The 11,498-nt window shown below is 67.6% G+C and carries 16 protein-coding genes; all 16 read left to right on the forward strand.

The genetic code is table 11. The features are described from left to right. A partial coding sequence (locus OWR29_RS42765; protein ID WP_324291309.1) for a response regulator occupies positions 1–428 on the forward strand: 428 nt, incomplete at its 5' end. Next, entirely contained in the window at positions 425–910 is a 486-nt protein-coding gene (locus tag OWR29_RS42770) for a chemotaxis protein CheX (RefSeq protein ID WP_267569359.1), read from the forward strand. The genes OWR29_RS42765 and OWR29_RS42770, both read left to right, overlap by 4 nt. Continuing rightward, positions 907–1,269: a response regulator gene (locus OWR29_RS42775; RefSeq protein WP_267569360.1), complete on the forward strand. Its 363-nt coding sequence runs from the start codon at positions 907–909 to the stop codon at positions 1,267–1,269. Before OWR29_RS42770 ends, OWR29_RS42775 begins: the two co-directional genes overlap by 4 nt. 7 nt (positions 1,270–1,276) lie before the next feature. Beyond that, the gene (locus tag OWR29_RS42780; RefSeq protein ID WP_267569361.1) at positions 1,277–1,765 is read left to right on the forward strand and encodes a hypothetical protein; all 489 of its coding nucleotides are present in this window, start codon (positions 1,277–1,279) and stop codon (positions 1,763–1,765) included. Positions 1,766–1,883: 118 nt separating this feature from the next. After that, positions 1,884–2,330 (forward strand): flagellar hook assembly protein FlgD, encoded by a 447-nt coding sequence (locus tag OWR29_RS42785; RefSeq protein ID WP_267569362.1) that lies wholly within the window; start codon positions 1,884–1,886, stop codon positions 2,328–2,330. A 23-nt stretch (positions 2,331–2,353) separates the two neighbouring features. Continuing rightward, positions 2,354–3,637, forward strand: coding sequence for a flagellar hook protein FlgE (locus OWR29_RS42790; protein WP_267569363.1), 1,284 nt, complete (start codon positions 2,354–2,356; stop codon positions 3,635–3,637). A gap of 220 nt (positions 3,638–3,857) precedes the next feature. Beyond that, complete coding sequence (locus OWR29_RS42795) at positions 3,858–4,151, forward strand: flagellar FlbD family protein (protein WP_267569364.1); 294 nt, start codon at positions 3,858–3,860, stop codon at positions 4,149–4,151. Further along, complete coding sequence (locus tag OWR29_RS42800) at positions 4,151–4,942, forward strand: flagellar motor protein (RefSeq protein ID WP_267569365.1); 792 nt, start codon at positions 4,151–4,153, stop codon at positions 4,940–4,942. The genes OWR29_RS42795 and OWR29_RS42800 overlap by 1 nt, the downstream gene beginning before the upstream one ends. Positions 4,943–4,945: 3 nt before the next feature. Next, positions 4,946–5,896: a flagellar motor protein MotB gene (locus tag OWR29_RS42805; RefSeq protein WP_267569366.1), complete on the forward strand. Its 951-nt coding sequence runs from the start codon at positions 4,946–4,948 to the stop codon at positions 5,894–5,896. 90 nt (positions 5,897–5,986) lie between these two features. Further along, positions 5,987–6,445 (forward strand): flagellar basal body-associated FliL family protein, encoded by a 459-nt coding sequence (locus tag OWR29_RS42810; RefSeq protein ID WP_267569367.1) that lies wholly within the window; start codon positions 5,987–5,989, stop codon positions 6,443–6,445. Positions 6,446–6,566: 121 nt separating this feature from the next. Further along, the gene (locus OWR29_RS42815; RefSeq protein WP_267569368.1) at positions 6,567–7,517 is read left to right on the forward strand and encodes a flagellar motor switch protein FliM; all 951 of its coding nucleotides are present in this window, start codon (positions 6,567–6,569) and stop codon (positions 7,515–7,517) included. Further along, a complete protein-coding gene (fliN, locus tag OWR29_RS42820; protein WP_267569369.1) occupies positions 7,514–8,275 on the forward strand; it encodes a flagellar motor switch protein FliN in 762 nt (253 codons plus the stop codon). Before OWR29_RS42815 ends, fliN begins: the two co-directional genes overlap by 4 nt. A gap of 5 nt (positions 8,276–8,280) precedes the next feature. Further along, a complete protein-coding gene (locus tag OWR29_RS42825; RefSeq protein WP_267569370.1) occupies positions 8,281–8,724 on the forward strand; it encodes a FliO/MopB family protein in 444 nt (147 codons plus the stop codon). Further along, positions 8,721–9,563: a flagellar type III secretion system pore protein FliP gene (gene fliP, locus OWR29_RS42830; RefSeq protein WP_267569371.1), complete on the forward strand. Its 843-nt coding sequence runs from the start codon at positions 8,721–8,723 to the stop codon at positions 9,561–9,563. The genes OWR29_RS42825 and fliP overlap by 4 nt, the downstream gene beginning before the upstream one ends. Next, entirely contained in the window at positions 9,560–10,324 is a 765-nt protein-coding gene (gene fliR, locus OWR29_RS42835; protein ID WP_267569372.1) for a flagellar biosynthetic protein FliR, read from the forward strand. The genes fliP and fliR overlap by 4 nt, the downstream gene beginning before the upstream one ends. Positions 10,325–10,330: 6 nt before the next feature. Further along, a complete protein-coding gene (locus OWR29_RS42840; protein ID WP_267569373.1) occupies positions 10,331–11,416 on the forward strand; it encodes an EscU/YscU/HrcU family type III secretion system export apparatus switch protein in 1,086 nt (361 codons plus the stop codon). The last annotated feature ends 82 nt before the right edge of the window (positions 11,417–11,498 follow it).

Raw genomic sequence — 11,498 nt, forward strand, 5'->3', positions numbered from 1 at the left:
GCCGGTTCGCCCGCGGGCGCCATGAGAAGGGGATGACACGGATGCGCGCCATGGTGATCGACGATTCCCGGGCGATGCGCATGATCCTCAAGCGCATCGTCACCAAGCTGAACTTCGAGGCGGTGGAGGCGGGCGACGGCAAGGAAGCGCTCGACCTGCTGACCGCGATGCCCGAGGTGCCGGAGCTGGCCCTCATCGACTGGAACATGCCCAACATGAACGGGCTCGAGTTCGTCACGCACGTCCGGGCCGACCCTCGCCTGCGCGAGATGACGCTGGTCATGGTCACCACCGAGAGCGAACAGAGCCAGATCGTCCGGGCGCTCGCCGCGGGCGCCCACGAATACGTGATCAAGCCCTTCACCGAAGGGGCCATGATCGAGAAGCTGGCCCTGCTGGGCCTCGTCCCGACCGGAGCGAACTCATGAGCGTCGAAGTCGAGGTCAACGAGAACGACCTCGCCGAGATGGTGGAACAGGTGTGGGAGTCGTACCTGGATCCGGAGGGCGTGAGCCCGCTGATGCAGACCTACGACGAGAACCAGGCCTCCGAGGTGCACTCGTCGGTCTCCATCACCGGTTCCTGGACCGGGCACGTCGTCTACGCGTCCTCGCTGCAGGCGGCCCGGCGGGCAGCCGGCGCCTTCCTGGCCATGGAGCCGGACGAGGTGAGCGAGGAGGACCTTTCCGACGTGCTCGGCGAACTCGCGAACATCATCGGCGGCAACGTCAAGGCGATGCTGCCGCCCGGGGCGCTCCTGTCGCTGCCCCAGGTGGTGCTCGCACCCGAAACGACGGCGCGCTATCCCAACACCCAGCGGATCACCGGGGTCTACGGGATGTGGGACGGCGAGCCGGTGTCAATTTCCATGTGGCAGAGCCGCGGAGACAACAAGGAGGGCGCGGAATGAAGATTCTCATCGCTGACGACAGCCGGGTGATGCGGCAGATCGTGATCCGCACCCTGCGGCAGGCCGGGTTCGGCGACCATGAGCTGATCGAGGCCACCAACGGGCGCGAGGCCGTGGACATGACCAAGTCGGAGAATCCCGACCTGGTGCTCTCGGACTGGAACATGCCCGAGATGACAGGCATCGAGGCCCTGCGCCAGCTGCGCGCGGCCGGCAACGACGTCAAGTTCGGTTTCGTGACGTCCGAGAGCACCGACGAGATGAAGGAACAGGCCGAATCGGCCGGTGCCCTGTTTTTCATCGTGAAGCCGTTCTCGGCTGAACGATTCGATGAGGTCTTCGCTCCTATTCTGGGATGATTACGACATGTCCGACGTCTCGGTTCTTCCAGGCACCCTGGCCGTGCGCAACCTCTTCGAGGACCTGCTCGGCCGAGAGGTGACCGTCAGCCCCGGTGAGCCCATCAGCGCAGATGAGATCCCCACCTCGACGGTCGCGATTTTCACCGACACCGCCCAGAACGTGTACGCCGTTCTCGGCATGGATCTCAAGCTGGCCGCCAACGCCGGCGCCGCGCTCGGCCTGCTGCCGGCCGGCGCCGCCGAGGACAGCATCGACGAGAAGCAGCTCTTCCCGAATCTCGCCGAGAACGTCGGCGAGCTCTGCAACGTGCTGACCAGCCTGCTCAACCGCGAGGGGGGCCCGCACATCAAGCTCTACCAGGTGATCTATCCGGGCGACCCGCTGCCCGGCGACGCCCGGGCCCACCTGATGGCGCTCGGCCGCCGGGTCGACCTGCTGGTCGAGGTCAACCGCTACGGCAAGGGAAAGTTCAGCCTCTCTCTGGCGCCGTGACACTCCGCTCGTACGGAACGGGTCTGCCCTGGTGGCAGGCCCGTTCCTTTTTGGTTCTAAGCAAGTTGCCGAACCGGTCGAAGCAGATTATGAGCTCGCTTACGGACGGGAGTACGTCATGACTTCGCCGCTCTCCGGATTCTCCGGCGCCAGCGCCGCCTCCTCCGTCTCCGGCGCCGACAAGGAGAAGAGCAAGAACCTCGGCGACAAGGACACGTTCATGAAGCTCTTGGTGGCCCAGCTGAAGTACCAGGACCCGAGCAAGCCGGCCGACTCGACCCAGTTCCTGGCCCAGACGGCGCAGTTCACCCAGGTCGAGAAGCTCGAAGGCATCGTCGACATGCTCAAGGGTCAGCAGCTCATCACGGCCAGCTCCCTGGTCGGCAAGTCCGTGGAATACATGGACGCGGGCGGCGCCAAGCTGACCGGCACCATCTCGGCGGCCAAGCTCAACGGCGACGCCGAACCGCTCCTTCGGATCGGGACCACGGAAGTGCCCCTGTCGAAGGTCATGGAAGTCCAGGAGAACCAACCGGGCGCGAGCGCCGCGACGCCCAAGCCGTAGTCCTCGACGAGAAGGATCCATCCATGCTGCGTTCCCTCTATTCCGGCATCAGTGGCCTGCACGCGCATCAGCAGATGATGGACGTGACCGGTAACAACATCGCGAACGTCAACACCGTCGGTTACAAGGCGAGCTCGGTCCAGTTCCAGGACACCCTCAGCCAGATGACCGCGGCCGCCGGCGCTCCTCAGAACGGCGGCGCCGGCACGAACCCGGGCCAGGTCGGCCTCGGTGTCCGCAACGCCGGCATCACCTCGAACTTCAGCCAGGGCTCGGCCCAGACCACGGGCAAGGCCGGCGACATGATGATCCAGGGTGACGGCTTCTTCATGACCCGGCGGGGCAACGAAGAGCTCTACAGCCGGGCCGGATCCTTCTTCTTCGACGCCAACGGCACGCTCGCGACGGCCACCGGCGAGCCCGTGCAGGGCTGGACGGCCGACGAGAACGGCGTGGTGAACCCGGCGGCCAAGCCGGGCGACATCAAGATGCCGCTCGGCAAGAGCATCTCGCCCGTGGCGACCAGCACGGTCGAGATGAAGGGCAACCTCACCAACGACATGCCGGAAGGCGTCACCGACCCGACGACCATCCCGGCCATCGAGATCCCGTTCAAGGCCTTCGACAAGACGGGCAACCCGATCAGCCTGTCGGCGAAGTTCACGCGGACCACCACCGATCCCACGGCCTCCGTGCAGGACTGGAAGGTGACCCTCACGAAGTCGGGTGATGCCGGGCCGAGCACGCCGGTCACGGCGACCATCCAGTTCAAGGACGGTAAGCCGGTCGCCACGCCGCCCGCGACGAAGGCGATGCTGGAGTTCACGGGGGCCACGGCGATCGACCCCAACATCAGTGACACCTTCTCGGTCGACGCCGGGGACCTGACGATGTTCCACGGCCTCACCGAGGCCCGGGTCTCCGACTCCAACGGCAACGCGGCCGGCACACTGGCCTCGCTGTCGTACACGGTCTCGGACACCGGGCAGATCATCGGCGCCTTCAGCAACGGCCAGAAGAAGGTGCTGGGGCAGGTCGCCCTGGCCACCTTCAAGAACGTCAACGGTCTCGAGAAGACCGGCGACTCGCAGTGGCGGGCCACCGTCAACTCCGGTCTGGCCCAGGTCGGCCAGCCCACCAGCGCCGGGCTCGGTCAGGTGATCAGCGGCGCGCTGGAGATGTCGAACGTCGACCTGGCCCAGGAGTTCACCAACCTGGTCGTGGCCCAGCGCGGCTTCCAGGCCAACTCCCGGATCATCACCACCTCTGACGAGATGCTTCAGGAGCTCGTCAGCATGAAGCGCTGACAGCTTTGCTCGCACGGTTAAGGGTTCGGCCGCCGGCCGGGACAGGCGCAACCGCGCCTGTCCCGGCCGGTGCCGTTTACCGCGCGGCCGGCGCGGGGCTTCTGCACCCGTACGGCGACCGGTTCGATCTCATCGGCAACCGGGATCAGGCCGAAACACATAAGGAAGGGCCACGGACGGCCCACCAGCCAGCAAGGAACACTCCACCACCCAAGGACGGATGCAAGTGATCCTCGTAACCCGCATCAACGGTGCCGTGTTCGCCCTGAACCCGGACCTGGTCGAGCGCGCGGACTGCACGCCCGACACGGTCATCACGCTGGTCGACGGCACCAAGTACATCATCGCCGAGTCCGTGCCCGAGTTCATCGAGTCAGTGCGGCACTACCGCGCCTCACTGATCGCCCAAGCAAGTCGCCTCGAGGCCGAGCCCACCAACACCCACTCCTCCGCTCCGTCGTCCGACGACGACGGCGACGCCAAGGTGCTCACGCTGCACCGGAATGGACGCTGATGGACATCTCAACCATCGTCGGTGTCGTCGCCGGCCTCATCATCATCTTCACCGTGCAGATCCTCGAGGGCGGTTCGCCGGCCTCGATCATCCTGATCCCCTCGATGCTGCTGGTGTTCGGCGGCGCGTTCGCGGCCGGTATGGCCGGTGGCGTGCTCAAGGACGCGACCGGCGCCGGCAAGATGCTCCAGAAGGCCTTCCTGGCCAAGGTGGCGCCGCCGACGCAGCTGGTCGAAGAGATCGTGAAGCTGGCCGAGCGGGCCCGCCGCGAGGGCCTGCTGGCCCTCGAGGACGCGGTCAAGACCGTCCAGCACCCGTTCCTCAAGCGCGGTCTGCAGCTCGCCATCGACGGCACCGACCCGGACGAGCTGCACGACATCCTGCACGCCGAGATCGCGGCCAAGAAGAAGGCCGACAAGGCCAGCTCGAAGCTGTTCGAGAACATGGGCGGCTACGCCCCCACGATCGGCATCATCGGCACGGTCATGGGTCTCGTGCACGTGCTCGAGAACCTCGACAAGCCGGACACGCTCGGTCACTCCATCGCCGCCGCGTTCGTCGCGACCCTGTGGGGCGTGCTCAGCGCCAACGTCATCTGGCTGCCCATCGCCGCCCGCCTGGCCCGCCTCAGCGGTGTCGAGGCCGAGGAGATGGAGCTGGTGGTGGACGGCGTCCTGGCGATCCAGGCCGGCTCCAACCCGCGTCTGGTCGCCCAGAAGCTGCGCAGCCTCCTCCCTCCGGACGAGGCCAAGAAGGCCGAGGCGGCCGCGAACACCAAGAAGGCGGCGTAAAGCATGAGTTCCGGCGGCGGCAAGCGCAAGCAGCGCCATGAGGAGCACGAGGAGCACGTCAATCACGAGCGCTGGCTCGTGTCGTACGCCGACATGCTGACCCTGCTGTTCGTCCTCTTCGTGGTTCTGTACTCGATGAGTGACGTCAACATGAAGAAGTTCGCCCAGCTGGCCTCCGGTCTGTCCTCCGGTTTCGGCGCCCAGAGCGTCGCCTTCCAGGGCCAGGCCGGCCCGATGGACGGCTCGGGCAACGCCGCCGAGATCGTGCAGATCGACCCGGGCGCCAACCCGGGCGACGGCAAGGCGGGCTCGTCCAGCCTCACCGCCGCGCAACAGCAGGCGGTCAAGGCCGCGATGGCGGCCGAGAGCCGGGCCCAGGCCTCGAAAAACGCTCAAGCGGCGACCAAAGAGGCCGAGAACCTGAAGAAGATCGAGAACAAGATCTCCGACTCCCTGGCCAAGCAGAAGCTGCTCGGCTCGGTCAAGTTCACCATCGACCGTCGTGGCCTCGTGGTCACGATCCTGACCAACGAGATCGTCTTCGCCGGCAACCGGGCCGATCTGCAGCCCGGCGGCCGCAAGATCCTCGACGCCATCGCCCCGACGCTGGTCAAGCTGCCCAACCGCATCGAGGTGGACGGCAACACCAACCAGCTCAAGGCCAAGACCACGTTCTACCCGAGCGGCTGGGAGCTCTCCGCGGCCCGCGCCTCGACCACGGTGCGTTACCTGGTCGGGCACGGCCTGGCCAAGGACCGCATGAGCGCCGTCGGCTTCTCGGACACCAAGCCGCTGATCGACCCGAAGGACCCGCGGTCGATCACCATGAACCGCCGCGTGGACGTCGTGGTGCTGACCACGCTGACCGCCGACCAGGCGGCACTGCTGCCGGCCGCGGCCGGCGCCGACGCCAAGTTGCACACCGGTGAGACATCGGTGCAAGCCGGTAAGTGACCTCAGACCGGTACCGCCACCACCGATAAACCTTGCGAAGCCAACAACAACCGAGCCACTTAGCAACGCACGACTGAGAGGAGCTTTCAGATGAGCAAGGACGAGACGACCACCGCTGCCGCCGACGCCCCGAAGAAGTCCAAGAAGATGCTGATGATCATCGTGATCGCCGCAGTCGTGCTGCTGGGCGGCGGAGGCGCCGGCGCGTTCTTCATGATGAAGGGCGACAGCGCCGAGGCCGCGCCGGTCAAGGGCACGGTGGTGGCTCTGGACGACGCGATGACGATCAACCTGGCCGACGGTCACTACCTGAAGCTGAACTTCTCGCTGCAGCAGACGGCGGACGCCGGCGCCGAGTCGGTCGACACCAGCGAGGCCCGCGAGCTGGCGATCGACGAGTACACCGGCAAGACCCTGGCCGAGCTCTCCACCGAGAAGGGCCGCGAGGAGATCAAGAAGGACCTGACGGCGAAGATCGTCAAGGCCTACACCGAGGAAGACAAGAAGATGGTGATGGGCGTCTACTACACCGCCTTCGTCACCCAGTAACTGAACAGCTAACACAGCCACGAGGGCGGGTTCACTTCGGTGAACCCGCCCTCTTCGGTCGTAAGCCCGTAAAAACGCCCCTCCCGCTCAGCCGTTCCGGAAACGAGCCGATGGGGACAACGTGACCAACGCCGCACGTACCTCAGGCCGGATCTCGCGCCGCGGCCATGGCGGCGGGCCCGCGCCGTACGACTTCCGCAAGCCCATCAAGCTCTCCCGCGAGCACGTCCGCACCTTGCAGATCGCGTTCGAGACGTACGCGCGCAGCTGCGGCACCCTGCTCACGACCCGGCTGCGGGCGGTCAGCAACGTCACGCTGGCCTCGATCGAGCAGCTGAACTACGACGAGTACGTCGCCGCCCTCAACAATCCGACGGTGCTCGCCGTGGTGGTGCTCGACCCGCTGCCCGGCTCGGCCCTGTTCGAGATCGCCACCTCGGCGTCGATGACCGCGATCGATCACATGTTGGGCGGCCCCGGCGGCCCCCAGCCGGAGCGGCCGCTGACCGAGGTCGAGATGCCCCTGCTGCGCGGCCTGCTGGAGCGGATGCTCGGCGAGCTGCGGTACGGCTTCGAGACGCTGGTCGACATGCACCCGAAGCTCAAGGAGATCGAGTACAACGCGCAGTTCCTGCGGGCCCACCAGCCCGGAGACGCCTGCGTGATCGCGTCGTTCGACATGAAGATCGGCGCCGAGGAGACCAGCCACACGATCTGCCTGCCGTTCAACACGATCCTGCCGGTGCTCTCCAAGACCGAGACGATCGTGCTGAGCCCGGCCGAGCGGGCCGCCAAGGACGCCGCGCTGAGCAACCTCACGGCCGGCCTCTCCTCGGCCCCGCTCGACGTCGCGGTGCGATTCCAGCCCATCCGGATGCGGACCGATGACATCGTGGACCTGCGGCCCGGCGATGTCGTCCCGCTCGGCCACCCGACGAGTCAGCCCCTCGAGGTGACAGTCAACGAGACCGTTTTCGCCCATGCAGTGCCCGGTAATCAGGGGGCCCGGCTCGCCTGTCTGGTCGTGCCCGCCCCCAAGGAGTCCTCGCCCAAGGAGTCTGGTCGCCCATGACCGCGCCCACCATCACCGCGCCGCAGCTGGCGCTCGCCCGTAACGCGGCCGAGGCCGCGCTGGGCGTCCTTCCCACCAGCCGGCCCCTGGTCGCTGCCGAGCCGATCGCGGCGACCGCGGACGCCCTGACCGAGGGGCAGGCGGTCACCGCCCGGTTCAGCGGCGCGGCCTCCGGCGAGGTGGTCGTGGTGGTCGGGCAGGACCTGGCGGACGCGCTCAGCCAGAGCCCGCTGGGCGAGCTCGACCTGACCGCCGCGGTCCGGCCGGCGCTCGAGGCCGCGGCCCGTGTGTTCGGGCCGGTCGTGCTCGACCCCGGCGTCGTGATGGAGCCGCAGGTGGCGCTGAGCGCGCTGGCGGCCAAGGACGACGCCGTGGCGGTTCCGCTGGTCGAGGGCAACCAGGTCCGCGCCGTGCTGGCGCTGGCCCTGAACCCGTGGCCGTCCGGCGACGGCGCGGGCGGTGGGGTGGCCCGGCGCGAGACGGCCGGTCCGCCCGCGGTGCAACTGCGCGGCGGGCTGGACATGCTGCAGGACGTCGAGATGGAGGTCTCGGCCGAGCTGGGCCGCACCCGGATGAGCGTGCGCGAGCTGCTGTCGCTCACGCCGGGGGCGATCGTCGAGCTCGACCGGGCCGCCGGCAGCCCGGCCGACCTGCTGGTCAACGGCCGGCTGATCGCCCGGGGCGAGGTCGTCGTGGTCGACGAGAACTTCGGCATCCGGGTCACCGAGATCGTCTCGCCCGGCACCGAACGGGAGTAACGGCCTTGTTCGAGCTCGTGCTGAGGGTCGGCTTCTCGCTCTTCGTCATCCTCGGCATGATGTGGGGCCTGGCGAGGCTCGTACGCCGTCCGCTGCTCGGCCGCGGGCACGGTGACCTGGTCGTGCTCAACCGCCAGCAGCTGTCCCGGGGCGCCGCGCTGGCCGTGGTCAAGGTGGCCGACCGGGCGATGATCCTGGGCGTCACCGACCAGCAGGTGAGCCTGCTCGGCGAGGCCGAGATCGAGGCCTTCGAGCACCACCCGGCCGAGCACCGCGACCACCTGGCGGTGGACGCCGAGCTGGCCGCAGAGCTTGCCAACGGTCCCGGCGACTTGCCCGGGCGGCACCCGGCGGCGCCCAAGCACGGCCGGTTGGACGGGTCGCTGCTGTCGCCGCGCACCTGGCGCTCGGCCCTGGAATTCCTGCGTGATCGGACGAGTCACCGATGATCAAGCGCGCGTTGGTGTTGTTGTTCGCGAGCTTCGGCCTCGCGCTCGTGCTGCTGCCCGGGGCGGCCGCGGCCGAGCCCCAGCGCGCGCCGGCCCCGGTGACGTACACGGTCACGACCCCGGAGCGGGCGCCGGCGCCGCCCACCCCGCCCGGGCGTCCCAGCCGGCCCAACATCAACGTCAACATCAACGGCACCAACCCGGACGGCAGCCGCCCGGCCACGTCGCTGATCGTGATGCTCGGCCTGACCGTCCTCTCGGTGGCGCCGGCGGTGCTGTTGCTCTGCACGTGCTTCACCAAGATCTTCATGGTCCTGGGCATCACCCGCAACGCGCTCGGCCTGACCACCATGCCGCCCAACCAGGTGCTGGCCGGCCTGGCCCTGTTCATCAGCCTGTTCATCATGGGACCGACCGTCTCGGCCATGAACGAGCAGGGCGTGCAGCCCTATCTGAAGGGCGACAAGACCCAGTCGCAGGCGTTCAACGACGGTGTCAAGCCGCTGCGGGACTTCATGTGGAAGACCACCCGCGACGACGAGGTGGCGCTCATGCTCCGCCTGGCCGGCGACGACAAGCCCAAGAACCGCAACGACGTCGAGCTGACCACCCTGGTGCCGGCCTTCGTGCTCTCCGAGCTGCGGCAGGCGATGATCATCGGGTTCGTCATCTTCATCCCGTTCCTGCTGATCGACATGGTGGTCTCGGCGTCGCTGATGTCCCTGGGCATGATGATGCTGCCACCGGTGACTGTTGCTTTACCCTTCAAGCTTTTGTTGTTCGTGCTGGTCAACGGGTGGGGGTTGATCCTTCAGGCGCTGGTGGCGTCGTATAGATGAACCTGAACGTCCCGATCGCCGAGATGCTCGCGCTGCTGCTCGGCGCGGCTCGCACCGGGGCGTGGATGATGCTGTGCCCGCCGTTCAACTCGCGGCTCATCCCCGGACCGGTCAAGGCGCTGCTGTCGATCGGCCTGACGCTGCCGGTCGCCCCGCAACTGCGCGGCGCGCTGCCGTCGCTGCAGACCTCGGACATCATCTTCAGCGTCGCCCTGCAGATCTTCGTGGGGGCCGGCCTGGGCTTCATCACGGCCATCCTGTTCGCGGCCCTGCAGGCGGCCGGTGACCTCATCGACCTCTTCGGCGGTTTCACGCTGGCCATGGGGTACGACCCCCTGTCGCAGAACCAGAGCTCGATCTTCGGCCGGTTCTACAACCTCGTGGCGGTCACCCTGCTCTTCGCCACCGACGGGCATCAGATGGTGCTGCGAGGCTTCCTCCAGTCGTTCAAGACGGTGCCGCTGAACTGGACGTTCTCGCCCAGCACGTTCACCGAGCTGCTGATCAAGGGGCTCGGCGAGATGTTCGTGGCCGCCCTGCAGATCGCCGGCCCGCTGATCGCCGTCCTGTTCCTCACCGACGTGGCCTTCGGCCTGCTCAACCGGGTCGCCCCCGCGCTCAACGCGTTCCAGCTGGGCTTCCCGGCCAAGATCTTCATGGTCCTGCTCATCTCCGGCATCGCGATCACGGCCCTGCCCGGCATCCTCGACGGCGTCGTGGAGCGCGCGGTCAACGCGGTGATCCAGCTCAGCGGGGGATGAGGCCACATGTCGGACAAGACCGAACAACCGACACCCCAGAAACTCAAGAAGGCCAAGCGCGAAGGGCAGATCGGCCGCAGTCAGGACATCGGCGCCTGGTTCGGCATGCTGGCCGCGAGTGTCATGCTGCCGCGCACCCTCTCCTCGGCCATGGAGCACGCCGAGAAGCTGCTGGCCCAGCTGCCCGACGTGATCGCCGACCCGCAGCCGGCCCAGGCCATGGCGCTGCTGAAGCAGGCCATGATGGGCACGATGTGGGCCGTCCTGCCGCTCTCGCTGACGATGATGGTGGTCGGCATCGCCGCGGCCGGGGCGCAGGGCGGCATCCGGGTCGCCACCAAGCTGTTCATCCCGAAGTTCAACCGGCTCAACCCCTGGCCCGGCCTCAAGCGGATGCTCGGCCCCCAGGCCCTCTGGGAGGGAACGAAGGCGCTGGTCAAGACGGGCGTGCTGGCGGGCGTGCTCTACTCGACGACCAAGGACGTGTTCCCGGCCCTGATGAGCGCCGGGCAGCTGCCCTTGGCCGCGCTGTTCGGCACTGTCGTGGACGCCGCTCTCAACCTGATCCGGGCCGCCTCGGTGGCCGGCATCGCCATGGCCGCCGCCGACTACTTCGTCGTACGCCGCCGCACCAACAAACAGCTGCGGATGACCAAGGAAGAGGTCAAGCAGGAGTACAAGAACTCCGAGGGTGACCCGCTGATCAAGGCCCAGATCCGGGCCCGGCAGATGGCGATGGCCCGCAACCGGCAGATGGCCGACGTGCCGACCGCGGATGTCGTGATGGTCAACCCGACCCACGTGGCGGTGGCACTGCGCTACGAGCCGCAGAAGGGCGCGCCGCGGGTGGTGGCCAAGGGGCAGGGTCCGCTGGCCACCAAGATCCGTGAGCTGGCGACCGAGCACCGGGTGCCCATGGTCGAGGACAAACCGCTGGCCCGGGCGCTGTACGGCGGCGTCGAGGTGGGCCACGAGATCCCGGCCGAGTTCTTCGGCACGGTGGCCAAGGTGCTGGCGTTCGTCATGAGCCTGAAGGCGAAGGGGTCGGCCGCCGGGCTGCACCGCAACCCATCCGCCTCAGAAGCCGCATAACTGAAAAGTTGGGAGATTTCCTCACATCGGTACCTCGAACGGGGGAAGATCGCCTTGTGGGTCAGCCCGTCCTCGCTCAGTG

This window comes from Paractinoplanes pyxinae (assembly GCF_026626335.1).
Taxonomy (GTDB): domain Bacteria; phylum Actinomycetota; class Actinomycetes; order Mycobacteriales; family Micromonosporaceae; genus Actinoplanes; species Actinoplanes pyxinae.